Source organism: Microbacterium aurantiacum, from assembly GCF_002872075.1.
Taxonomy (GTDB): Bacteria; Actinomycetota; Actinomycetes; order Actinomycetales; family Microbacteriaceae; genus Microbacterium; species Microbacterium aurantiacum_A.
In genome coordinates, this window is sequence record NZ_PGGU01000016.1 from 526,288 (window position 1) to 548,465 (window position 22,178).

23 protein-coding genes are annotated in these 22,178 nt (G+C 67.1%); 13 read left to right on the top strand and 10 right to left on the bottom strand.

The genetic code is table 11. The annotated features are described in order from the left end of the window. Positions 1 to 27: 27 nt before the first annotated feature. Together CUR96_RS13285 and CUR96_RS13290 are read left to right on the top strand one after the other, a co-directional pair. Positions 28 to 1,029 (top strand): sugar phosphate isomerase/epimerase family protein, encoded by a 1,002-nt coding sequence (locus CUR96_RS13285; protein WP_102193761.1) that lies wholly within the window; start codon positions 28 to 30, stop codon positions 1,027 to 1,029. 98 nt (positions 1,030 to 1,127) lie between these two features. Further along, positions 1,128 to 2,345, top strand: coding sequence for an ROK family transcriptional regulator (locus CUR96_RS13290; RefSeq protein ID WP_146008160.1), 1,218 nt, complete (start codon positions 1,128 to 1,130; stop codon positions 2,343 to 2,345). A gap of 42 nt (positions 2,346 to 2,387) precedes the next feature. Here the strand turns inward: CUR96_RS13290 and CUR96_RS18630 are convergent, their stop codons facing one another. After that, a complete protein-coding gene (locus CUR96_RS18630) occupies positions 2,388 to 2,540 on the bottom strand; it encodes a hypothetical protein (RefSeq protein WP_180969032.1) in 153 nt (50 codons plus the stop codon). Next, positions 2,537 to 4,879, bottom strand: coding sequence for a phosphoribosylformylglycinamidine synthase subunit PurL (gene purL, locus CUR96_RS13295; protein WP_102193763.1), 2,343 nt, complete (start codon positions 4,877 to 4,879; stop codon positions 2,537 to 2,539). The genes CUR96_RS18630 and purL overlap by 4 nt, the downstream gene beginning before the upstream one ends. Positions 4,880 to 5,239: 360 nt before the next feature. Here purL and CUR96_RS13300 point away from each other — a divergent pair, with 360 nt between their 5' ends. Continuing rightward, positions 5,240 to 7,327, top strand: coding sequence for a carbohydrate binding domain-containing protein (locus tag CUR96_RS13300; protein WP_102193764.1), 2,088 nt, complete (start codon positions 5,240 to 5,242; stop codon positions 7,325 to 7,327). Positions 7,328 to 7,388: 61 nt separating this feature from the next. On the opposite strand, the gene CUR96_RS13305 is transcribed toward CUR96_RS13300, so the two are convergent. Then, positions 7,389 to 8,384, bottom strand: coding sequence for an SDR family NAD(P)-dependent oxidoreductase (locus CUR96_RS13305; protein WP_102193765.1), 996 nt, complete (start codon positions 8,382 to 8,384; stop codon positions 7,389 to 7,391). Between the two features lie 83 nt (positions 8,385 to 8,467). Here CUR96_RS13305 and CUR96_RS13310 point away from each other — a divergent pair, with 83 nt between their 5' ends. Continuing rightward, positions 8,468 to 9,040, top strand: a complete 573-nt coding sequence (locus CUR96_RS13310) for a TetR/AcrR family transcriptional regulator (RefSeq protein WP_245861255.1) — start codon at positions 8,468 to 8,470, stop codon at positions 9,038 to 9,040. 6 nt (positions 9,041 to 9,046) lie between these two features. Here the strand turns inward: CUR96_RS13310 and CUR96_RS13315 are convergent, their stop codons facing one another. Continuing rightward, positions 9,047 to 9,583, bottom strand: coding sequence for a DUF4188 domain-containing protein (locus tag CUR96_RS13315; protein ID WP_102193766.1), 537 nt, complete (start codon positions 9,581 to 9,583; stop codon positions 9,047 to 9,049). 72 nt (positions 9,584 to 9,655) lie between these two features. On the opposite strand from CUR96_RS13315, the gene CUR96_RS13320 reads away from it, so the two are divergent. The 4 genes from CUR96_RS13320 to CUR96_RS13335 all read left to right on the top strand — a co-directional run bounded on the left by CUR96_RS13320 (position 9,656) and on the right by CUR96_RS13335 (position 12,281). Further along, positions 9,656 to 10,270 (top strand): MerR family transcriptional regulator, encoded by a 615-nt coding sequence (locus tag CUR96_RS13320; RefSeq protein WP_102193767.1) that lies wholly within the window; start codon positions 9,656 to 9,658, stop codon positions 10,268 to 10,270. Positions 10,271 to 10,355: 85 nt separating this feature from the next. After that, a complete protein-coding gene (locus CUR96_RS13325; protein WP_102193768.1) occupies positions 10,356 to 11,237 on the top strand; it encodes a hypothetical protein in 882 nt (293 codons plus the stop codon). A 73-nt stretch (positions 11,238 to 11,310) separates the two neighbouring features. Then, positions 11,311 to 11,538, top strand: a complete 228-nt coding sequence (locus tag CUR96_RS13330) for a DUF2188 domain-containing protein (protein WP_102193769.1) — start codon at positions 11,311 to 11,313, stop codon at positions 11,536 to 11,538. Beyond that, complete coding sequence (locus tag CUR96_RS13335; protein WP_219721989.1) at positions 11,538 to 12,281, top strand: 3-keto-5-aminohexanoate cleavage protein; 744 nt, start codon at positions 11,538 to 11,540, stop codon at positions 12,279 to 12,281. Before CUR96_RS13330 ends, CUR96_RS13335 begins: the two co-directional genes overlap by 1 nt. A gap of 27 nt (positions 12,282 to 12,308) precedes the next feature. On the opposite strand, the gene CUR96_RS13340 is transcribed toward CUR96_RS13335, so the two are convergent. From CUR96_RS13340 to CUR96_RS13350, 3 genes are all read right to left on the bottom strand, one after another. Next, on the bottom strand, positions 12,309 to 13,550 hold the full coding sequence (locus tag CUR96_RS13340; protein WP_245861257.1) for a Fic family protein: 1,242 nt from the start codon (positions 13,548 to 13,550) through the stop codon (positions 12,309 to 12,311). Positions 13,551 to 13,654: 104 nt separating this feature from the next. Further along, on the bottom strand, positions 13,655 to 14,077 hold the full coding sequence (locus CUR96_RS13345) for a hypothetical protein (RefSeq protein WP_102193771.1): 423 nt from the start codon (positions 14,075 to 14,077) through the stop codon (positions 13,655 to 13,657). 2 nt (positions 14,078 to 14,079) lie between these two features. Next, on the bottom strand, positions 14,080 to 14,535 hold the full coding sequence (locus CUR96_RS13350; protein ID WP_102193772.1) for a hypothetical protein: 456 nt from the start codon (positions 14,533 to 14,535) through the stop codon (positions 14,080 to 14,082). A 250-nt stretch (positions 14,536 to 14,785) separates the two neighbouring features. Between CUR96_RS13350 and CUR96_RS13355 the strand changes: the two genes are divergently transcribed. The 3 genes from CUR96_RS13355 to proS all read left to right on the top strand — a co-directional run bounded on the left by CUR96_RS13355 (position 14,786) and on the right by proS (position 17,895). Further along, complete coding sequence (locus CUR96_RS13355; RefSeq protein ID WP_102193773.1) at positions 14,786 to 15,382, top strand: class I SAM-dependent methyltransferase; 597 nt, start codon at positions 14,786 to 14,788, stop codon at positions 15,380 to 15,382. 50 nt (positions 15,383 to 15,432) lie between these two features. After that, entirely contained in the window at positions 15,433 to 16,284 is an 852-nt protein-coding gene (locus CUR96_RS13360) for a PHP domain-containing protein (protein WP_102193774.1), read from the top strand. Between the two features lie 186 nt (positions 16,285 to 16,470). Further along, on the top strand, positions 16,471 to 17,895 hold the full coding sequence (proS, locus tag CUR96_RS13365) for a proline--tRNA ligase (protein ID WP_245861259.1): 1,425 nt from the start codon (positions 16,471 to 16,473) through the stop codon (positions 17,893 to 17,895). A gap of 378 nt (positions 17,896 to 18,273) precedes the next feature. Here proS and CUR96_RS13375 read toward each other — a convergent pair whose 3' ends face one another. Together CUR96_RS13375 and CUR96_RS13380 are read right to left on the bottom strand one after the other, a co-directional pair. Next, on the bottom strand, positions 18,274 to 18,681 hold the full coding sequence (locus CUR96_RS13375; protein ID WP_245861261.1) for a DUF1622 domain-containing protein: 408 nt from the start codon (positions 18,679 to 18,681) through the stop codon (positions 18,274 to 18,276). Positions 18,682 to 18,881: 200 nt separating this feature from the next. Next, positions 18,882 to 19,511, bottom strand: a complete 630-nt coding sequence (locus CUR96_RS13380) for a TetR/AcrR family transcriptional regulator (protein ID WP_102193777.1) — start codon at positions 19,509 to 19,511, stop codon at positions 18,882 to 18,884. A gap of 155 nt (positions 19,512 to 19,666) precedes the next feature. Between CUR96_RS13380 and CUR96_RS13385 the strand changes: the two genes are divergently transcribed. Further along, the gene (locus tag CUR96_RS13385) at positions 19,667 to 20,494 is read left to right on the top strand and encodes an SDR family NAD(P)-dependent oxidoreductase (protein WP_102193778.1); all 828 of its coding nucleotides are present in this window, start codon (positions 19,667 to 19,669) and stop codon (positions 20,492 to 20,494) included. 270 nt (positions 20,495 to 20,764) lie between these two features. After that, positions 20,765 to 21,949 (top strand): MalY/PatB family protein, encoded by a 1,185-nt coding sequence (locus CUR96_RS13390; protein WP_102193779.1) that lies wholly within the window; start codon positions 20,765 to 20,767, stop codon positions 21,947 to 21,949. A 23-nt stretch (positions 21,950 to 21,972) separates the two neighbouring features. On the opposite strand, the gene CUR96_RS18715 is transcribed toward CUR96_RS13390, so the two are convergent. Beyond that, positions 21,973 to 22,178, bottom strand: a 206-nt coding sequence (locus CUR96_RS18715) for a hypothetical protein (protein ID WP_219721990.1), incomplete at its 5' end; no start/stop codon positions are given.

Below are 22,178 nucleotides of genomic sequence, written 5' to 3' on the forward strand. Positions count from 1 at the left end.
ACCGATACGCGAACGAAAGGACCAGACATGGCACGACCGATCACTCTCTTCACCGGCCAGTGGGCCGACGTGCCCCTCGAAGAGGTCGCGCGCCTCGCCTCCGAGTGGGGATACGACGGACTCGAGCTCGCCTGCTGGGGGGATCACCTCGACCCCTGGCGGTGGGATGACGACGAGTACGTCCAGGGACGACTCGACCTGCTGGCGAAGTACGACCTGAAGGTCTACGCGATCTCGAACCACCTCAAGGGCCAGGCGGTCTGCGACGATCCCATCGACCAGCGCCACCGCGACATCCTCTCCGACCGCGTGTGGGGAGACGGTGACCCCGAGGGCGTCCGGCAGCGGGCGGCCGAGGAGATGAAGAACACCGCGCGTCTGGCGGCGAAGCTCGGAGTGAAGACCGTCATCGGGTTCACCGGGTCGTCGATCTGGAAGTACGTCGCGATGTTCCCGCCGGCATCCCAGGAGATGATCGATGCGGGATACCAGGACTTCGCCGATCGATGGAACCCGATCCTCGATGTCTTCGACGAAGTCGGCGTGCGCTTCGCGCACGAGGTGCATCCGTCGGAGATCGCGTACGACTATTGGACGACGGTGCGCACGCTCGAGGCGATCGGCCATCGGGAGGCGTTCGGCCTCAACTGGGATCCGAGCCACTTCATCTGGCAGCAGTTGAACCCGGTCGACTTCATCCTCGAGTTCGCCGACCGGATCTACCATGTCGACTGCAAGGACGTGAAACTGAACCTCGGCAACGGACGCAACGGCCGGCTGGGCTCGCACCTCGCGTGGGCGGACATGCGGCGTGGCTGGGATTTCGTGTCGACCGGTCGCGGCGACGTGCCGTGGGAGGCGTCCTTCCGCGCTCTGAATCAGATCGGGTACGACGGGCCGATCTCGGTGGAATGGGAGGATGCAGGTATGGATCGACTCATCGGTGCGCCGGAGGCGCTGGACTTCGTGCGACGCAACGCGTTCGCGGCACCGGATGCGGCGTTCGACGCCGCCTTCTCGAGCCGCTGAGTACGACCGGTCGTCGCGCCGTTGAGCTGCACTGCACCCACCGAATCGACGACCGTCGCGATCTGGATGTCGGCGATGGGTGAGCGGCGGTGGGTGCCGTGAGCGCGGATTCGACGGGCGCGACGATCGACGACGTTCGACGGAGCAACCTCGCTCAGGTGATGAAGATCGCGCATCAACGAGGGCCGGTCTCGCGTTCGGAGCTGGCGAAGGCCACCGGGATCAGCCGGTCGACCATCGCCGCCCTCGTCGCCGACCTTCATGAGCGCGGTCTCGTCACCGAGACCCACGGCGTCGCCAAGCGGGTCGGGCGGCCCAGCCTCGTGGTGACGGCAGCACCGACCACGGCGGCGATCGCGATCAACCCCGAGGTCGACGCCACGCACCTGGCCATCGTGACGCTCGGCGGCCGCGTGGTGCGACACGTCACCCACCGGCACGAGCGCGTGCCGACCCCGGGCGAGTTCCTGAACGCGGTCACGGCGATCCTCGACGGCATGCGCCCTGAGCTCGATGCGCGCTACCGTCTTCTCGGTGTCGGCGTGGCCGTTCCCGGGTTGGTGCGGGCGGATGACGGCACGGTGCTGCTCGCGCACCATCTGGGCTGGAGCGACGTCTCGTTCACCGGCGAGATGTCGGATGCGGTCGGCCTGCCGGTCTACGCGGCCAACGACGCGAACTGCGGTGTGATGGGCGAGGCGGCATTCGGGGCGGGGCGCGACCTCGGCACGATCGTGTATCTCAACGGCGGGCCGAGCGGAATCGGCGGGGCCATCGCCGTCGGCGGCGGAGTGCTCGGCGGGCACACCGGCCATTCGGGGGAGTTCGGGCATTCGCTGGTCGAATCGTCGGGGCAGCCCTGCCACTGCGGAGCGGTCGGATGCCTGGAGACGGAGGTGCGCCGGGACCGGCTGCTGCAGTCCGTGCGACTCGACTCGTCACGCATCGACGAGCTGATGCCGGCGCTGAGCAGGGCGTGGCTCGATCCTTCGACCGCCGGGCGCCAGGAGATGCAGCGTCAGATCCGGTACCTCGGTGTCGCGCTGCGGGGCATCGTCAACAGCCTGAATCCGCGGTGCGTGGTGCTCGGCGGCTTCCTCGGAACGCTGCTCAAGGTCGTCGGCGAGGCCGAGATCAAGCGCGCGGTGGGCGGAACGCTGCCGGGTGGCTTCGAGGACCTGATGCTCCGGCCGGCCGCGCTCGGCGACGAGATCCTTCTGGTCGGCGCCGCCGAGATGGTGTTCCAGCCCGTGATCGACGACCCGACGCGCCTCTCCCTGATGCCGCTCACGGCTCGAGTGCCGTCACTGACCTGAGGCGTCGTCGCGTCTGACGACTGACTGTCGGCTGGCGCCGGCTCAGCCGAAGAGCAGCGTCAGCACGGTCGCGCCGCCGCCGCCGAGGATCAGCGCGATGATCGTCGTCCACGCGACGATGCGGATGCGGCGATTGCGGCGCTCGCCGAGATCGCCGTAGTCCTCGCCCTGGTCCTGCTTGCTGAGATCGCTCATGCGTCGACCGGCTCCGTGACGGTCGGGCCGAAGTACGAGGGAAGCGTCGCGCGCGAGCGTTCGCGCAGCTCGGCGACCGAGACGGTGAAGACGTCCTGCACCTCGAGCGAGGCGCCGTCCGGGTGGTTGTCGGTCACGCCGATGCGCAGCACCGGGTAGTCGCGACCGGCGCAGAGGCCCTGGAACTTCACGTCGTCCTCGCGGGGAACGGTCACGATGACGCGGCCGGTGGACTCGGAGAAGAGGGCGGTCGCCGCATCCACCCCTTCACGCTCGATGATCTCGTTCAGCCAGACGCGCGCGCCGACGCCGAAGCGCATGACGCCCTCGGCGAGGGTCTGCGCGAGGCCGCCCTCGGAGAGGTCGTGCGCCGAGGAGATCAGCCATTCGTCGCGGGCGGCGGCGAGGAGGCCGGCGAGGCGCTTCTCTGCGGCGAGGTCGACCTTCGGCGGGCGACCGCCGAGGTGGTCGTGCACGACGTCGGCCCAGGCGGAACCCGAGAGCTCGGTCGCGGTGGTGCCGAGCAGGTAGATGTTCTGGCCCTCGTCCTGCCATCCCGAGGGGATACGGCGCGAGACGTCGTCGATGATGCCGAGCACGCCGACGAGCGGGGTCGGGTGGATCGGCACGTCGCCGGTCTGGTTGTAGAACGAGACGTTGCCGCCGGTGACCGGGGTGCCCAGTTCGAAGCATCCGTCGGCGAGCCCGTCGACCGTCTGCCCGAACTGCCACATGACCTCGGGGTTCTCCGGCGAGCCGAAGTTGAGGCAGTCGGTGATGGCGGTCGGCACGGCGCCGGTGACGGCGACGTTGCGGTACGCCTCGGCGAGAGCGAGCTGCGCGCCCGCGTACGGGTCGAGCTGGCTGTAGCGGCCGTTCGCGTCGGTGGAGATCGCGAAGCCGAGGCCGGATTCCTCGTCGACGCGGATCATGCCGGCGTCGTCGGGGAAGGCGAGGGCCGTGTTGCCGAGCACGAAGTAGTCGTACTGGTTGGTGATCCAGCTGGTGTCGGCGAGGTTCGGGGAGGCGACCAGCGCGAGGAACTGCTTGCGCAGCTCTTCGGGGTCGTTCGACCGGGGCAGGTTCTCGGCGGCATCCGCCTGCAGGGCATCGATCCACGTCGGGTAGGCGACCGGGCGGTCGTAGACGGGGCCGTCGACAGCGACCGTCGACGGGTCGACGTCGACGATGCGCTCGCCCTGCCAGTCGATGATGAGGCGTCCGTCGCCGGTGACCTCGCCCAGCACGGAGGTCTCGACCTCCCACTTGTTCACGACCTCGAAGAAGGCGTCGAGCTTCTCGGGGGCGACGATGGCCATCATGCGCTCCTGCGACTCCGACATGAGGATCTCCTCGGCCGTGAGCGACGGGTCGCGCAGCAGCACGTTGTCGAGGGACACCTTCATGCCGCTGTTGCCGTTGGCGGCCAGTTCGCTGGTCGCGCACGAGATGCCGGCCGCGCCGAGGTCCTGGATGGCCTCGACGAGTTCGCCCTTGTAGAGCTCGAGGCAGCACTCGATGAGCACCTTCTCGGCGAAGGGGTCGCCGACCTGCACCGCGGGGCGCTTGGTGGGTCCGCCGTCGTCGAAGGAGTCGGATGCCAGGATGCTGGCGCCGCCGATGCCGTCGCCGCCGGTGCGGGCGCCGAACAGCACGACCTTGTTGCCGACGCCGGTGGCGTTGGCGAGCTTGAGGTCTTCGTGGCGGAGCACGCCGACCGCGAGCGCGTTGACCAGCGGGTTGGCCTGGTAGACCGAGTCGAAGACCGTCTCGCCGCCGATGTTCGGAAGGCCCAGGCAGTTGCCGTAGAAGCTGATGCCGCTGGTGACGCCGTGCACGACGCGGGCGGTGTCGGGGTGGTCGATGGCGCCGAAGCGGAGGGCGTCCATGACGGCGACCGGGCGGGCGCCCATCGAGATGATGTCGCGGACGATGCCGCCGACGCCGGTGGCCGCGCCCTGGAACGGCTCGATGAAGGAGGGGTGGTTGTGCGACTCGGCCTTGAAGGTGACGGCCCAGCCCTCGCCGACGTCGATGACGCCCGCGTTCTGGCCCATGCCCACCATCAGGCGTTCTTTCATCTCGTCGGAGACCTTCTCGCCGAAGCGGCGCAGGTAGTTCTTCGACGACTTGTAGGAGCAGTGCTCCGACCACATCACCGAGTACATCGCCAGCTCGCCAGAGGTGGGGCGGCGGCCGAGGATCTCCTTGATGCGGGCGTACTCGTCGTCCTTGAGTCCGAGGGCGCCGTACGGCTGCTCCTTCTCGGGCGTCGCGACGGCGTTCGACACGGAGTCGGGGACGTGCTTGTGGGCAGATGCTGCGGGGGCGGTGGTCACGCGCACTCCAAAGGAAGGGGCCGAGCGGGGCGTGTCCAGTCTACCGGGGGATGTCGGGTCCGCTTTTGGGGGTGCCCGAGCAGAAGCGACGTGAGTGGATGCTGGCGCCGAGCGGCGGGGTTCACGGTAAGCGCTTTGCCGCACGTATGTGCGTTCTGTAAGCGCTTCCTTCTCGGGGTTCCGCAGAAACCCCCGAAACTCAAGCCTCCCTGAACGACCCACAGCTTTAATCGAAGAATTCCTGTAAACGCTTGCACTCAGTCCATCAACCTCGCTACGGTCATCGGAACGCACGCTGACGTGCGCTCGAACGTGTGGCGAGGATGCTGCGCGGGCGATCCCGCCGGAAGGAGACTGTCGATGTTCCCGAACGTTCTGCACACTCGATCACCGAAGAGGCGAAGAGGAAGAACGGCGCTCGCCATCGCGGCTGCCGTCGCGCTCGCCGTTCCCGCCGTCGCGATCACCGAACCTCCCGCGCCTGCCGCCGCTGCGGCACCGGGCCCGAACGACACCACCGCCGTGATGTTCTCGTACACGTGGAACGCGATCGCTCGCGAGTGCACCGACACCCTTGGACCGGCCGGCTACGGCTACGTGCAGACCTCACCTCCGCAGGAGCACGTGCTCGGTGCGCAGTGGTGGACGCACTATCAGCCCGTCTCGTACGAACTCGACTCGCGACTCGGCTCCGAGGCCGAGTTCCAGAACATGATCGACACCTGCAACGACGCGGGTGTGAAGGTGATCGTCGACGCCGTCATCAACCATATGTCCGGCAAGAGCAGCGGCGGCACCGGATGGGCGGGCACGCAGTTCCAGCACTACGACTACCCGGGCTACTACCAGAGCCAGGACTTCCACTCCTGCCGGCGGGACATCGCCAACTATCAGGACCGGTGGGAGGTGCAGGAGTGCAACCTGGTGAACCTCTCCGACCTGAACACCAGCTCGACCTACGTGCAGAACACGATCGCGGCCTACCTCAACAAGCTCGTCGGGATGGGCGTCGCCGGGTTCCGTATCGACGCCGTGAAGCACATCGCCGCGAGCGACATGCAGGCTATCTGGAGCAAGGTGAACAACCGCGAGTCGCTCTACGTCGTGCAGGAGGTCATCCGCGCGAACGAACCCGTGCAGCCCGAGGAGTACACCTCGGTCGGCGACATCCACGAGTTCGCCTACGGGCGCAAGCTCAAGGAGGCGTTCGGGAACGGCACCATCAACTGGCTCATCGAGGGCGCGGGCATCGGACCGAGCTGGAGCGGCTTCCTCCCGAACGCGAACGCCGCCGTCTTCGTCGACAACCACGACACCGAGCGCAACAACGAGACGCTCTCCTACAGCAACGGGGCCGCCTACGACCTGGCGCAGATCTTCACTCTGGCGTGGAACTACGGATCGCCGTCGATCCACTCGGGCTACTCGTTCAGCGACAAAGAGACCGGACCCCTCACGGATGCTGGCGGCAACGTGATCGATCCGGTGCGGGGCCAGGGCAACTGGACGTTCAAGCACGCCCAGAACGACATCATGAACATGGTCGGTTTCCGCACGGCGACCTATGGCAAGCCGATCACCGACAAGTGGACCAACGGCAGCAGCGCGATCGCCTTCGGTCGCGGCGATTCGGGCTTCGTCGTCATCAACCGTGGCGGCTCCGCCATCAATCGCACGTTCACCACCAGCCTGCCCGATGGCACCTACTACAACGTGATCGACGCCGAGCGCGATGGCACCACCTGGACGGGACCGACCATTGCGGTCGCCGATGGGCAGTTCACCGCGACTGTCGGCGGGAACGACGCGATCGCTCTGCACGCCGACGCGAAGGCTGTTCCTGGCGGAGGAGGTGGCGCCCCGGTCGGCGATGACCTGACCGTCTACTACTCGACCTCGAAGAACTGGTCGGCGTACAACGTGCACTACAAGGTGGACACCGGCGCGTGGACTGCCGTGCCGGGGCAGGCGATGCAGGCCGCATGCGCAGGCTGGGTGTCGACGACGATCGACTCGAACGGATCGGCGGTGACGGCGGCGTTCAACAACGGATCCGGTACCTGGGATAGCAGGGGCGGGCAGGACTATGCGCTGTTAGGCACGACGGCTGCGGTGAGCAACGGTGTCGTGACGGCGGCGAACCCGTGCACACCGCCGCCGACGGACGACCTGACCGTGTACTACTCGACCTCCACGGGCTGGTCGGCATACAACGTCCATTACCGCGTCGGGTCGGGTGCCTGGACGGCTGTGCCGGGTCAGGCGATGCAGGCGGCCTGTACGGGATGGGTCTCGCGCACGATCGACTCGAACGGATCGGCAGTGACGGCGGCGTTCACCAACGGGTCGGGTGTGTGGGACAACAACGGCGGTGCCGACTACGCACTCACCGGTGTGACGGCTGCCGTGGGCAACGGGACGGTCACCACGCAGAACCCCTGCGGCTGATGAAGAGCGGCACCCGGGATGCTATGAACTCCCGGGTGCCGCTCTCGCGCGGGTTCTCGGCCTACTGCACCGACCAGCCGCCGTCTGAGGCAAGGATCGCGCCGTTGATGTTCACGGCGTCGTCGCTGAGCAGGAACGTGATCGATGCAGCCAGCTGCTCGGCAGTGGCGACGCTCGGAATCGCCTGCTGGAACGGGGTGAGGCGACTGGAGCCGTACTCCGACATGTTCGGAGGCATCGGGATGCCGGTCGCGACGCCACCCGGGGCGACGGAGTTCACGCGGATGCCCTTCGGCCCGTACATGAACGCCGCGGACTTCGTAACGCCGACGATGCCGTGCTTGCTGGCCGTGTAGGCGTTGCCCGAGGCGTTGCCGCGCAGGCCGGCCTCGCTGGAGACGTTGAGGATCGCACCGCGACCGGCAGCTTCCATGATCGGCAGCACCGCGCGCATGAGCTTGAACGGCGCGGTGAGGTTGATCGCGATGACACGGTCCCACACGGCATCCGACGTCTCGCCTGCAGGGGAGAAGTCGTCGTTGATGCCGGCGACGTTCGCGAGGGCATCGATGCGGTCACCGGCGGCGGCCACGACGGAGTCGATCGCGTCCTGCCGGGTGAGGTCTCCGGCGACGACGGTGATGTCGGGGAGCTCGGCCTTGAGGCCATCGAGCTTCTCGGCCGAGATGTCTGCAGCGATGACACGGCCGCCTTCGCGGGCGATGCGGGAGGCGGTCGCCCTGCCGATACCGGATGCCGCGCCGGTGACGATCACGGTCTTACCGGCGAAGCGGCCGGGCGTGCTCTGCTCGACCCAGCCCGTCGTGCCGGAGTCGGCGGGGATCTCGCCGCCGTTGGCTGCCCGGACGAGGTCGTCGACGACCGACTGCGGCATGGCGCCCTGGCTCAGGATGACGAGCTGCTGCAGGGGCAGCCCGAGAACCGGGGTGAGGAGTTCGGGGTCGGCGCCGGTCTGCGCGAAGAGGCCGCGGACGATCGGTCCGCCGACCTCGTCGTCGAGCCATTCGCCGATGGTGGACTGTGCAGTGAGGGCCATGATGTCTCCTTCAGGCATTCCTTTGGCATTTCGCAACGGTGCGTCTACTTATGTTCGAGTGTACGCCTCGATACGCTCTGAGGGTGCCTCGTCCTCGCAGTGAGAAAGCGCGCCAGTCCGTGCTGGCGGCGATGCGCCGCGCGCTCGCCGCCGAGGGGTACGACGCGGTGACGATCGAGGGGCTCGCGGCCGAGGCGGATGTCTCGAAGCAGACGATCTACCGGTGGTGGCCGTCGAAGGCGGCGATCCTCGGTGAGGCGCTGCTCGACGGCTCGATCCCGGGCGCCGACGTCTCACTGCCGACGACGGATGACCTTGCCCGCGACCTGCGTGCCTGGGTGGAGCAGATGACGACCCACGTGGGCAGCGCTGAGAACACGGCGCTCGCTCGGGCGTTGATCGCGATCACCGCGACCGATCCGCAGTTGGGTGAGGCGCTGAACCGGCGGCTCGCCGGCCCGATCATCGCGTGGATCGTGGAGCGGATCGAGCGCGCGAAGACGGCTGGTGAAGTGCGGGCGGATGCGGATGCCGCCGTCATCGCCGACCAGTTCGTCGCCATGGCGTCGTACGCGTCACTGCTGGGCCGGCCGTTCAGCGCCGAGCGAGTGGATGCGACGGTCGACGTGCTGCTGCGCGGGATCGCCGCGCGGTAGCGGCGCTCACGGCGTCTCCTGTGAGACGGCGTCCTGCGGCGCGACCCTCTCCTGCTGCGAGCCCGCCGTCCGTCCACCCTCGAATCGCGCCCGCGCCCGATCCTGCTTGCGGCCGACCTCGATGAGCTCGGTGGCTTTCGGCAGGCCCATCGGCTTCGTCGAGACGTAGATGCTCTCGGCGCGCTCCACGAGGAACGTCTCGTGCCAGATGCCGACGGCGCCGGGGGCCTTCCGCGCCGCCTTGTTGAAGCGCGTCCAGGCCGGTCGGTGCTCCTGCGAGGGGCTCGAGGCGTAGGCGTACAGCTTGTCGATCGACGACCAGTACTGCACGACGTACGGCCCGCCGCCGCCCATCAGCAGCTCGTATCCGAGGAAGCCCGAATCCTTGTCGGTGGACAGTTCGCGCAGCATCCGCGGCATAGCGAGGAAAGCCGGCAACCAGAGGTCCGGGCGCCACCAGTGGTTGATCTGCATTCCGATGTGGAACACGACCAGCTCGCCCTCGTGGCGATGGGTCATGCGTCCAGGGATGACTCGCGGCATGATGGCCTCCTGCTATTGGATAGTGACGCTATCCATATTGGATAGCGCTACTATCGATGTCAAGGGGTGGCGATGAGAATTTCCGAACTGTCGGCGCAGACCGGTGTCACGGTCCCGACGATCAAGTACTATCTGCGCGAGGGTCTGCTCCCGGAGGGCGAGCGGAGCGCGCCCACCCAGGCCGCCTACGGCGAGGTGCACGTGCAACGCCTGCGCGTCATCCGCGCACTGCTCGACTCGGGCGTGAGCATCGCCGAGACGCGGCGGGTGCTGGATGCTCTGGACAACCCGCCCGCGAAGGCCCACGATCTGCTCGGCACGGCCCACGCCGCCATCACTCCGCCCGTCGATGACAGCCTGGATCTCGGCGACGCGCAGCGTCTGGTGGCGGGGGTGGGGTGGAAGCCGGGGATGTGCGACGACGCGGTGCTGTATGCCGTCGCCCGGGCGCTGCAGACTCTCCAGCGCGCCGGCTTCGAGGTGCCGGCCGACGTGATGCCGGTGCATCTGGAGAGCATCCGCCGCATCGCCGACGCGGAGGTCGCCGGGGTGCCGACCGAGTCGGCCGAGGCCGCCGTGCGGTATGTCGTGCTCGGCTCGGTGCTCGTCGAACCGCTGCTGCTGGCGCTGCGGCGCGTGGCGCAGCAGGTCGCCTCGGCGGAGAGGTTCGGTGGCGTCGAGGCCTGACCTTCCGCGGCGACATCGCCAGGTGCGAGAAGTTGCTCGGCCGAATGCTCTTGCCCGGCATCCGGCATTCTGTGACAGTGTCCCCATGACCGACGAATCCGTCCCCGGGGCCACGAAGCCTCGCCCGCGCATCATGTCGTTCGCGATCGGACTGGCCGGCGGCATCCTGGGGCTGCTGCCCTGGCTGGTAGGCGCTTGGACCCTGCCCGACGAGGTGCCGTTCGTGGTGCTTCCGATCAGTCAGAAACAGTCGATCCTGCTGTTCTCGCTCGTGGTGCTCGGCGGGGTGTTCGCGGGTCTCGCTGTGCATTTCCTCGGACGACGGCGAATGACAGCCGGGTGGCCGGCGGCGCTGGGAGTCGCACTGGTGCATCTGGCCGCGGTCGCGCTCAGCTTCAGCGCTCTGGCCGACCTGCTGAGACTCGGCAGCGACGAGAAGGACATGATCTACTTCGCCGGGATGCTCGCCGGCACCCTCACCGCGGTGCTGACGGCGCAACTCGGTTTCCACATGACGTCGTCCCCATCGCCGGGGGTGGTGTCGGTCGGGGTCGCGCTCGCCGCGGTGCCGTTCGCGACCTGGGTCGGCCGGTGCGTCGTCGCACTCGCCGGCGAAGGCAGCCCGCCGGAGTACGTGTCGCCCCTGGTGCACTGGCTGCCGGCCGTGCTCGTCGGGGCAGCGCTGGTGTGGTGCGGGGTGCGCCCGGTAGGGCGGCGGGTCGTCGCCTGGGTGATGTCGCTGCTGGCGCTGTGGCTCGTTTCGACCCTGTTCATGGTGATCGAGTTCGCCTTCGAGACGCGCGCGCTGCCGGCGGGCGCGACGGCGAGGGAGCCTGTGAAGGTGCTCTCGATGGTGCTCGAGGAGACCTGGTTCCCGGCTGTCGTGGCATTCGTGATCGCGCTCGTGGGGACGGCGGTGCGGATGCTGGTCGAGTGGGGTGTGTCACGCCGCCGCGATCCCGCCTGATGATTTTCGTGTCAAGGGGCTCCCCTCGGCATCCCGCCTGACATAGGAAGGAACCCAAGAGAAGGGGTATGGCATGGCCGCAGGTGATATCGAGACGTTCCAGCGCGACGGCATCTGGTTCAACCGCATCGAAGGAGAATCACGCACGTTAGGCAGCAGCTTCGCGAGCGAGGCCGAGGCCATCAAGGTCGGCCGCAGCGCGGCAGCGACCCGCCAGGTGCAGCACACGGTGCGCACCGAGGAAGGGCCGTCGACGGATGCGCATGTCTACGCCCTGCACCCGCGCGATCTCATCAGTTGATGGGTTCCGGCGCGGATCGGGACGGGATGCTGCAGGTCTGCGTCAACGGCGCTCGCGATGCGGCGCAGCATCCGTGGCTGAGTGCCGACGCGACGGTGGTCGCCGACGATGCCGCACGGGCGGTCGGGCTGGGAGCGCACGAGATCCATGTGCACGCGAAGGATCCCGCGGGCCGCGACTCCCTCGCCGGTGACGACGTCGCGCGGTGGGTGCGCGCCATGCGCGCGGCCTGCCCCGGCGTGCCGATCGGTGTGACGACGGGAGCGTGGGCCGAGCCCGACGTCGAGCGTCGCCTCGCAGCGATCGCCGGGTGGACGGAGCTTCCCGACTACGCCTCGGTCAACTGGCACGAGACCGGAGCCGACGAGGTGGCGGCGCTGCTCCTCCGTCGCGGCGTCGGCGTCGAGGCGGGCATCTGGGGTGGTGCGGGTTTGGAGGTGTGGCGTCGCTCGCCCGTGCGCGGCGCGTGCCTGCGAGTGCTGATCGAGCTGCCGGAGGAGTCCGCCGAGATGGTGCGGGAGCACGCCGAAGGGCTGATCGCGCACGTCGCCGAGGAGCCGAGCATCCCGATTTTGCTGCACGGCGAGGAGCGATCGACCTGGCCCGCATTCGACCTCGCCGTCGAACTCGGCCTGGATGCGCGGATCGGGCTGGAGGACACCCTGACCCTGCCCGACGGACGCACCGCGTCGGACAACGCGGCGATGGTGCGCGCGGCATTGGGGCGGATGCCGGAGGGCTGAGCCGCGCGATGTTCGGCGCCGTACCTGTCAGCGCGCCGACATCCGGCGGATCTCAGCCGCATACGAATCGAGTACCGCGAAGATCCCGGGGTGCTGCCATACCCGGCTGCGTGCCCTCCCCGTAGTCTCGGTGAGGACGCCGCGCGCAGTGAGAGTGTCCAGCGCACGCAGCGCTGTCATCTCCCCGAAGCCGAGCTCGCTCATCAGGTACTTCGTGTTCACCGCGGGCTGCCCGACGAGGGCGGGGAGGATCCTCCACGCCGCGGCGTCTGCACGGACGCCCTGCATCTTCGCGCGGGCATCTTCGAGCTGGGCGACGAGGTCGTCGACGAGTTTCGTGCCCGTGGATGCCGCGATCCGGCTGGCCGAAGCGAACTCTCGGATGATCGGGCCGGCGTCGCCGGCGCGGTAAGCCGTGAGTGCCGCGAAGTAGTGATCGGTGTCGACGAGGAGTCCCGCCGAGATGGGCACCGCGGTGGAGCCGACGAGACCCTTGTTCCGCAGGATCGATTGCGCGAGCGCCCTGCCTGTTCGGCCGTTCCCATCGGTGAACGGGTGGATGGTCTCGAACTGGGCGTGTGCGGCGGCGACCTGGACGAGGACGGGAATGTCCTGGCGCTTCACGAAGCGCACGAGGTCGGCGATGGCAGCGGGGATGCGTTCGTGATGCGGTGCGACGAAGTCTGCCAGCCGAGGGCCGGCCTCACCGGGACCGATCCACACCTGCTCGGCGCGGAAGCGGCCGGCGTCTTCCTTGGCGAAGTCACCCTGATGGAGCATCAGCGCCTTGTGCATGGCGAGGATCGAGCCCTCGCTGATGTCGTCGGCCAGGCGGAGGGCGGCTTCCATCGCGCGGACGTTGCCGATGACAGTGAGGGCGTTCGCCTTGTCGCCCTCGTCGATCTCGGCGAGGGCGAGCTGCTTCGCCGAAGTCGTGAGCTGCTCGATCTGCGAGCTGGAGGCCGACTCGGTGCGCAGCAGGATCGCGGTCATCGGGCCGAGGGCCGGATTGTCGGTGCCGAGAACGCGCTGTGCATGCGTGTCGAACTCCACCAGCTGACGGGTCGCGTCTTCGATGTCGGCGGAATCCTCACCGTTGATGCGGGGAGTCCAGCCGGCGATGGGCGCCGTGATCGCCGCCTCATATGGGCCCGTCTGGCGGTTCACCTCCGCGCGCGAGTACATCGCAGGCGCGCTCGGCTTCCAGTCGAAGGTCTCATGCGAGATCTGATCGACCGGAATGCGGATGGTGGCCGTAGGTGTGGGCACGCATTCATCTTACCAACACTTAAGGTGATAAGTGTTGGTAAGTGGTGCACCGGACAACAGATGCAGTCGCTTGAGCTGGTCAGGCTCGCTTGCGACGGAAAGGATCAGCCGAGCATCAGCGAGTGCGGGTCCGTCGGCGAAACCCGGAACGGCAGAACCGACCCTGGCTGCCAGTTCGACAGAGCACCGTCCGCGATCACGGTCTGATAGCTCGTGCGGTAGGCGTCCTGGCCCTCGAGCTTGAGATCGAGCTGCACGGCGTAGATGGGAGTGTTCTCGACGACAGCGCCGGTGGGTGCAAGGCTCACCACCGTACCGGAGCCTCGGCGCATGGTCTCGAACGCCGCCATGTTCGTGAAGGGATTGGCCGTGGCCGCTCCGTGCGTGCCCATCGGAGTGTTCGGGTCGTACGCCGAGTACTGTTCGGCGAGGTCGGCCGAGTGCTTGAGGTTCGCCGCATAGTCGGTGTTCATCGTCTGCTTCACACCGGCCTTCATCAAACGACCGATGTCGCCGAAGACGCCCATGGTCAGCTCGTGAAGGCGATGTTCTGGGCGTCGGCCGGATCGACCTTGACGTCGTGCGTGCTTCCCACCGCGTAGTTGGCGATGAACATCGGTGCCACCATCTCGCGCTTCGAGACGAGGTACGGCGCACCGCCGGCGAGCGTCACTTCCACCTCGAGCTGGAACCACGGGTTGCCCGAGATGCGTTCACCGGTGTCGACGGCGGACCGGATGACCGAGGTGCCGCTGTGGCCGATGGCGATGATCCGGTTCAACTCGTTGCCGTACGCAGTGAGCACCTCGCGGTCGGCGTACATGTCGGCGCCGACGCTTCCGGCGTTCGCCATGGTGACGGGAGAACCGTCGGTGTAGCCGGCATCGCGGAGATGCTGATTGGCGAGTTCCTGCGCCGCCGCAGCCTGCGCGGCCCAGTCCTGCCCGCCCGTGGCTTTGTCCTTCATGCGATCGAAGAGGCCCATGGATCCCCGTTTCAGGTGTGGCGCCGGCCACCCTGCCGGGAGAACCCCGACGGAATCGGCGCAGGAGCCCAGTCTGTCAATTCGGTTCAGGCAAGACAATCGGTTTGCGGATGAAATCTCTGTGTCGAGTGCTCGACCGGAGCATCGCAGTCGGCGGAGGTACTGGATGGCGGTTTGCTTCTACGCACGCCGGAACCGATCGATTCGGCGTGGGTGGAATGCGAGAGCGCTTCCTGCAAGGATCGGGCGAATGGTCGAGGACAAGAGAGACATGTGGGACCGTGAGGCCGAGACCTTCGATCAGGCCGCCGATCATGGCCTCCGGGATCCGGTCGTCCGCCGCGCGTGGGCCGATCTGCTACTCCCGTTGATCGGGAAACCGGGCCGCCGCGTTGCGGACTTGGGATGCGGTACGGGAACACTGTCCACTCTTCTCGCGGCCGAGGGGCAGCACCTCGTGCACGGAGTGGATTTCTCCACGGAGATGATCCGACGAGCGCGCGAGAAGGCGGCCGAGGTCACACCGCGTCCAGTCTTCTCCGTGGCGGACGCCTCAGAGCCACCGTTGCCTGTAGCTTCATTCGACGTGGTTCTCTGCCGCCACGTCTTATGGGCGATGCCCGACCCTTCCGAGGCGCTGGAGAGATGGATCGAGTTGCTGGCCCCGGGCGGCATGCTCGTCCTGATCGAAGGCATGTGGAGCAATGGTGTGGGTCTGAAGGCCTCGGCTTGTGCTCGACTGGTCGGGAGTCTTCGTGCTGACGTTCATCTGCAGATGCTGGACGATGACGTGTACTGGGGCGGCCCAACCAATGACGAGCGGTATCTGGTTCTCAGCACAAACTGAACGCTCGGAATCCGGCACGGGCTTTCTCCCGCCTCGCTATGTTGTGCGGTATGACTCTGACGGCAGATGCTCACGTTCATAGCGAGTGGTCGTGGGATGCGGGCTCGGATCCAGCATCCGCTGGCGCGATGAATCGCCTCTGCGAACGGGCGGTGCGTATCGGACTCCCGGCGGTCGTCTTCACGGAGCATCTCGATTTCGAGGATTCGTGGAAGGTGGATGCCGGCGACATCGGTGAGCATGCTCAGCGATATGTCGATGACACGGGGTATGTGAGGCTCCCTCGATTCGACGTCGATGGGTACCTGGCTGCGATCGATCGGTGCCGGAGCGCGTACCCCGAGCTTCGGATTCTGACCGGAGTCGAGTTCGGACAGCCGCACATCTGGGATGCCCAGGCCGCCTCGCTGTTGGATAGCGGTGTGATCGACCGAGTGAACGGCTCCCTCCACATGCTGCCTTTCGGCGACAACGACCGCTCCGAGCCGACCACGCTGTACCGATACATGTCAGCTGACACGGTGATGTGGGAGTACCTGGCGGAGATCCCACGGATGGTTGATGGGTCCGACTCGTTCGCTGTCTTCACGCATATCGACTACGCCGTCCGATCGTGGCCGACGTTCACAGCGGGCCCGTTCGATCCGGTGCGATTCGAAGAGGGATTTCGCGGCGCGATGCGTTCGCTCGCTGAGTCCGGCAGAGCGCTGGAGATGAACACGCGCCGTCTCTGGCCGTGGATACCGCGCTGGTGGGCAGAAGAAGGAGGGCAGGCGGTCTCATTCGGCAGCGACGCTCACGAAGCGGGTTCCCTTGCGGCGAACTTCCCTGAGGCGATGGCGATGGTGGAATCGTTCGGGTTCAAGCCCGGACGGCGCCCAGAGGATTTCTGGACACGGTGACCCCAAACCTCGTGCTGTAGACGATCGTCCTACGAGGTACCCCAGTCATAGATCACCCCTGCGATCGTCCACTCGTTCTCTTCGGTCGTTACGCCGGGCAGGTTTGAGGATGAAATGTTGGCGTCGAGTAGTCGACCGGGGCGCGTGAGCTTTCGCGGAAATTCGGGCTGGCGGTAGCGTTACCCAATGGCAAGCAATGGTCGGATGAGTGTGCTCACTTCGCAGCAGGATGATTTTCCCCGCTGGTACCAGGACGTCTTGGAGAAGGCCGAACTGGCTGAGAACGGCCCAGTGCGCGGCACGATGGTGATCCGACCGTATGCCTACGGACTCTGGGAGCGGATGCAGGCAGAGGTCGACCGACGCATTAAAGAGACCGGCGCCGAGAACGTCTATCTGCCCCTGTTCATTCCACAGTCCTACTTGGAACGGGAGGCCGAGCATGTCGAAGGGTTCAGCCCCGAGCTTGCCGTAGTCACCCACGCCGGCGGCAAGGAGCTGTCCGAGCCGGTCGTCGTCAGGCCGACGAGCGAAACCTTGTTCGGCGAGTTGATGTCCAAATGGATCCAGTCGCATCGGGATCTGCCCATGTTGTTGAATCAATGGGCAAATGTCGTGCGATGGGAGATGCGGCCGCGACTGTTCCTGCGGACATCGGAGTTCCTTTGGCAGGAGGGGCACACCGCGCATGCCACCCGTGAGGACGCGAACGCATACGCGCTGCGCGTCCACCTGGACGTGTATCGCGATTTCTTGCAGAACGTTCTCGCAATCCCTGTGCTTGTCGGCGTCAAGTCCCGACGCGAGCGGTTCGCGGGGGCGATCAACACCATGACCTGCGAGGCCATGATGGGCGATGGCAAGGCGCTACAGATGGCTACCAGTCACGAGCTGGGGCAGAACTTCGCAAAAGCATTCGACATCACCTTTACCGATAGCTCAGGGCAGGTCGAAACGTGCTGGACGACGTCTTGGGGTTCCAGCACGCGCATGGTCGGCGGGCTGATCATGGCGCACGGTGACGACCAAGGCATCCGCATCCCGCCCCGCATCGCGCCGGTGCAGGTAGTTGTTCTCGCGGTGAAGGACGATGAACGGACCATGACAACTGCTTCCTCGCTCGTCCGCGAACTGATCACGGCAGGAGTGCGTGCCCGGCTCGACAACCGAACCACACAGGGCTTCGGCCGGCGTGCCACAGAGTGGGAGCTCAAGGGTGTCCCGGTGCGCCTGGAGGTCGGCCCCCGAGATCTCGAATCAGGCCAAGCGACGATCGTGCGACGCGACGGCGGCGCCAAGGAAGCGGTCAAGCTCGACGCGATCAGCACCACCGTTGTCGCTCTCCTGGAGAGCATGCACACCGAGATGATCGAGGCAGCTCGGCAGCGACTGACGGACCGCACCGTCGAGGCCGCGTCCGTAGCTGAGGCTCTCGACGCTGCCAAGACGGGTTTTGCGCGAATCCCATGGGAGCAACTGGGCGAGGAAGGTGAGGACGCGCTCAACCGCGAGGCTGTAAGTGTCCGCTGCCTGCAAACCAGGGAGGGAACAGTGCCGAGTGACGGAGCCCTTGACTCCGAGATCATGGCGATCGTCGGCCGGAGCTATTGACTAGCGCGAAGCCATCATCCGAACGGCCGGCCGGAAACGATCGATTTCGGCGGACGCTCGTAGCTTGAGTCAGGAGCCGATGCCGTGATCGTCAGTGTGCCGGTCCCGTGGTTGTCATGCTGCATTAGAGCGGTGATTGTGACGTCGACGGAGGCGTTTCAGGTTGATAGGTCAGCCGCGTCGATCGTCTGTGCGACTGTCTTGCACACGAGCGCGGACGACGGCCACCAGCCATTCACCGCAGGAGACTATGCCGCGTGGGTCGATGACGGGCATATCGAGGGATGGTTCTCCCTCGAGCCGGGATCGAATACTGCGTTGGGCAGGTTTGAGTTACCGCTGCTGCAGTCGCCGGATTGCCGCTAGCCTCCCGGCAACCTACTGAAGGGCAGAAGAGTCCTTGGTGCTTTGGCCAGCAGCCTGCCGGTCGCGATCGATGGCGTCGGCGAGCATGCTCCCGCCGCTGCGCAGCAGCGCCCGTCGCCACGGGACGACGCCTTCGATCTCGATCTGGATGGAGATCGACAGGACCGTCCGGATCAGGACGATCAGGCCGAGGACCAGCGCACTCTCGATCGATGGCTTTGACGTGATCGTGCGGATGAGGTCGGCGGCGACGAGGATCTCCAGTCCGAGCAGGATCGCGGAGCCCAGGGCGTTGCGAACAACCGCGAACGCCTTCCGGCCACTCTCGCCGCGCCGAAGCGAGCGAACGCCAAGCACCAAGGCGATCGCGAACCCGACCACGATGGCACCCGCGCCCAGCGCCTCGAAACCGATGGCCACAGCTGTGAAGACATCCTCGATTCGCATGCGGCCAGCTTAGGGGCGTGCTCCTCGGACGGCACCGTTTCCGGTCCGGGAGCGCGGAGTGATCGGGGGCTGCCGCTCCAACGTTGACGGAACGGAACATTTCCGCCCCAAGGGTCGGGCGCGGCGAAAGGGACCTGGTGAGCGACAGCCGACGACAAGGTCGGCGCGCCTGCTCAGCTGCGCTGCCGAGAATCGTCGTTCGTACCGGGTCCGAGGGGCTCGACCGCGTTCATGGCCTCGTCTGTCAGCTCGTCGAGCGGGCGCCGGTTGCCTTCGGCGACCCACTCCGCTTGGGCGGCCTCGAGACAGGCCAGGGCTGCGCCCGCGAGCGAGACGGCGGCGATCCGAGCATGTGTGCGCCCGCCTTCCGCAGGGCGCTGCTCGATCACGTCGGCGAGCAGCGTCCGCCAGTGCGCGTACTTGTGCAGATGACTGGCGTGCAGCGCGGGCGTGTCCAGCATCATGCGGGTCATGACCCGCGCGTCCGGCTGGGCGTTCATCGCCTCCACGAGGCCGTCGAATGATCGACGCAGGGCGAGCCATGTCGATTCCCGCTGCGGGCGTGCGGCCAGGCTGGCCGCGATCTGCCCGCCCATTTCGGCGAACCACTGGCTGAGCACATCCTCCTTGCTGGAGAAGTAGCGGTGAAAGCTGCGACGCGACAGTCCCGTCGCGGCCGCGATCTGCTCGACGGTGGTCGCCTCGAATCCCTGTTCCACGAACAGCGCCCGTGCCGCCTCGGCCAACTGGGTGCGTACCGCGTTGCGCGTGCGCTCGCGCAGCCCCACCATCGGCTCTTCCATGCGACCACCGTAACCTATGTGACATTTTGAGTCAAAAACCGCACTGCACGCCTAATTTGACACAGTGAGACATTCGGGTCATAGTGAGAAGCGTGGCGTCGCGATCAACGGCGCCGGGCCTCCGGCCGCTCGCCGGACGAACGAAAGGACGTGCCATGTCCAAGACGTGGTTCATCACCGGCACCTCACGCGGCTTCGGACGCGCATGGACGGTCGCCGCACTCGAGCGCGGCGACCGGGTCGCCGCCACCGCCCGCGATATCGACTCGCTGAGCGATCTGGTGGATCGCTTCGGCGACGCCATTCTGCCGATCGCGTTGAACGTCGACGACCGCGCCGCGGACATCGCTGCGGTGCAGGGCGCCCACCGACACTTCGGCCGCCTCGATGTCGTCGTCAACAACGCCGGGTTCGGGCATTTCGGTGCCATCGAGGAGCTGACCGAAGCCGAGGCGCGCGAGCAGATGGAGACCAACTTCTTCGGCGCCCTTTGGATCACCCAAGCCGCGATCCCGCTGTTGCGTGAGCAGGGCGGTGGCCACATCGTGCAGGTGTCCAGCATCGGCGGGGTGACTGCGTTCCCGCTGCTGGGCGTCTATAACGCCTCGAAATGGGCGCTGGAAGGCTTCACCGAGGCTCTCGCCCAGGAGGTCGCCGGGTTCGGCATCAAGACCACCCTGATCGAGCCGTCGGGCTTCGCCACTGACTGGGCGGGGGCATCCGCCGCTCAGTCCTCGCCGAACCCGCTCTACCAGCCGATGCGTGACCAGATGGCCGCTTGGGGCGACGCACCCAGCCCTGTCGCCGATGACAGTGTCCAGGCGGTCTTCCAGGCTGTCGATGCGGCCGAGCCGCCGACACGGCTGCTGCTTGCCTCGGCCGGGTACGACTTGGTCTTGGCCGCGCATGCGCAGCGCATCGCGACCTGGCAGGCGTGGGAAGACGCCGCTCGTTCGGCCGACCCTAAGCTCGCCGCGGCATAGTCAGGGGAGTGGTGTGGGAGCGGGCCTGCGTTTCGCCCGCTCCCGCCCGGCTCGACGTCACGGACGGAAATGAGACGTGCGGCAGCGCGGGGGCGTCCCTAGATTGGGTGTTCCGCGACGAAGGAGTGCCCCGTGCCCGAGATCCAGACCACGACCGCCGGCGATCTGCCGCTGCGTCGTTCGTCCTGTCTCGGCCATCGCGCGGTCGCAGACTCCTCTCGGGTGAGCACCGTCGCACGATGTCGGCGAGTGGGCTGAGAGCTGCAGACCATGGCCGACGACCTCACGCGCACCGCGCAGCATCCGTTCGACTCCCGGACTCGGTTCCACCTCGACCGGCCGGAGAGTCGCAAGTGGAGCCTGCATCCGGGACGCATCGGCGCCTGGGTCGCGGAGATGGACTTCGGTGTCGCTCCCGAGATCGCCGCGGCGATGCACCGCGCGATCGACGAGGAGAACCTCGGCTACCTCTCGCCTCCGCTGGCAGCGGAGCTCGGTGTCGCGACGTCTGACTGGATGCGCGACGAGTACGGCTGGGCGATCGATCCCGAGCGCGTGCATCCGGTCTCCGATGTGATGGCGGTGCTGCGCGTGGCCGTCGAGGAGTATGCGCCGGCCGGGTCGCCGGTGATCGTGCCGACGCCCGCGTACATGCCGTTCCTGACGTTCCTGCCTGCGATCGGGCATCCGGTGATCGAGGTTCCCGGTGTCGAGGTCGACGGACGCTGGCAGCACGATCTGCAGCGCATCGATGAGGCGTTCGCGGCCGGTGCGCGCACCCTCGTGCTGTGCAACCCGCACAACCCCACCGGCACCGTCGCTTCTCGGGCCGAGCTGGAGGCCATCGCCGAGATCGTCGAGCGGCACGGCGGCCGGGTGTTCGCCGACGAGATCCACGCGCCGCTGCGGTTCGACGGGCGGCCCTTCGTCCCGTACGCGTCGGTGTCGGATGCGACGGCCGCTCACACCGTGACCGGCACGAGCGCGTCGAAGGCGTGGAACATCCCGGGGCTCAAGACCGCGCAGCTGATCACCTCGAACGACGCCGACCAGGAGCTCTACCGCGGGTTCGGATTCTCGGTGCAGCACGGTGCGTCGACGCTGGGTGTGGTGGCGTCAACCGCCGCGTACCGGCTGGGGAAGCCGTGGCTCGACGGGGTGCTCGCGTATCTGGATGGATCGCGGTCGCTGCTCGGATCGCTGGTCTCGGAGCATCTGCCCGGTGCGGTGTATCGGGCGCCGGAGGCGACGTACATCGGGTGGATCGATACGAAGGCGCTGCGGATCGATGGACCGCCGGCGGAGTTCTTCCGCGAGCAGGCGGGGGTCGTGCTCACCGAGGGGCGGCTGCTCGGGCGCGGGTATGAGGACTATGTGAGGGTCGTGTTCGCTACGCCGCGGCCGATTCTGGAAGAGGCGGTTGCGGCTATGGGGGAGGCGCAGCGGCGGAGCTGACGGGTTCTGCGTCGGGGTGGCGGTCACTCCCGGAGAGAGCCTCGGTCGAGCGGAAGTCCGACGGCTCCCCGTCCACGGCGCATGACGTCATCGCGCCGCCCGCCGATGAGAGCCTGGATCTCACGGAGATCAGGCTGCTGGGTGGGTGGGTGGGGGGTGGGAGTCAGGGAGGTGCGCCGACGCGGCACCGTATTCCGCCACGCGGGCGCGGGATCCGAGGCGTCGGCCG

Excerpts from the sequence above, each read along its gene's own strand:
- CUR96_RS13285 (WP_102193761.1), top strand. The coding sequence starts at position 28 with ATGGCACGACCGATCACTCTCTTCACCGGCCAGTGGGCCGACGTGCCC.
- CUR96_RS18630 (WP_180969032.1), bottom strand. The coding sequence starts at position 2,540 with ATGAGCGATCTCAGCAAGCAGGACCAGGGCGAGGACTACGGCGATCTC.
- CUR96_RS13300 (WP_102193764.1), top strand. The coding sequence starts at position 5,240 with ATGTTCCCGAACGTTCTGCACACTCGATCACCGAAGAGGCGAAGAGGA.
- CUR96_RS13305 (WP_102193765.1), bottom strand. The coding sequence starts at position 8,384 with ATGGCCCTCACTGCACAGTCCACCATCGGCGAATGGCTCGACGACGAG.
- CUR96_RS13315 (WP_102193766.1), bottom strand. The coding sequence starts at position 9,583 with ATGCCGCGAGTCATCCCTGGACGCATGACCCATCGCCACGAGGGCGAG.
- CUR96_RS13320 (WP_102193767.1), top strand. The coding sequence starts at position 9,656 with ATGAGAATTTCCGAACTGTCGGCGCAGACCGGTGTCACGGTCCCGACG.
- CUR96_RS13325 (WP_102193768.1), top strand. The coding sequence starts at position 10,356 with ATGACCGACGAATCCGTCCCCGGGGCCACGAAGCCTCGCCCGCGCATC.
- CUR96_RS13330 (WP_102193769.1), top strand. The coding sequence starts at position 11,311 with ATGGCCGCAGGTGATATCGAGACGTTCCAGCGCGACGGCATCTGGTTC.
- CUR96_RS13335 (WP_219721989.1), top strand. The coding sequence starts at position 11,538 with ATGGGTTCCGGCGCGGATCGGGACGGGATGCTGCAGGTCTGCGTCAAC.
- CUR96_RS13345 (WP_102193771.1), bottom strand. The coding sequence starts at position 14,077 with ATGGGCGTCTTCGGCGACATCGGTCGTTTGATGAAGGCCGGTGTGAAG.
- CUR96_RS13350 (WP_102193772.1), bottom strand. The coding sequence starts at position 14,535 with ATGGGCCTCTTCGATCGCATGAAGGACAAAGCCACGGGCGGGCAGGAC.
- CUR96_RS13355 (WP_102193773.1), top strand. The coding sequence starts at position 14,786 with ATGGTCGAGGACAAGAGAGACATGTGGGACCGTGAGGCCGAGACCTTC.
- CUR96_RS13360 (WP_102193774.1), top strand. The coding sequence starts at position 15,433 with ATGACTCTGACGGCAGATGCTCACGTTCATAGCGAGTGGTCGTGGGAT.
- proS (WP_245861259.1), top strand. The coding sequence starts at position 16,471 with ATGGCAAGCAATGGTCGGATGAGTGTGCTCACTTCGCAGCAGGATGAT.
- CUR96_RS13380 (WP_102193777.1), bottom strand. The coding sequence starts at position 19,511 with ATGGAAGAGCCGATGGTGGGGCTGCGCGAGCGCACGCGCAACGCGGTA.
- CUR96_RS13385 (WP_102193778.1), top strand. The coding sequence starts at position 19,667 with ATGTCCAAGACGTGGTTCATCACCGGCACCTCACGCGGCTTCGGACGC.
- CUR96_RS13390 (WP_102193779.1), top strand. The coding sequence starts at position 20,765 with ATGGCCGACGACCTCACGCGCACCGCGCAGCATCCGTTCGACTCCCGG.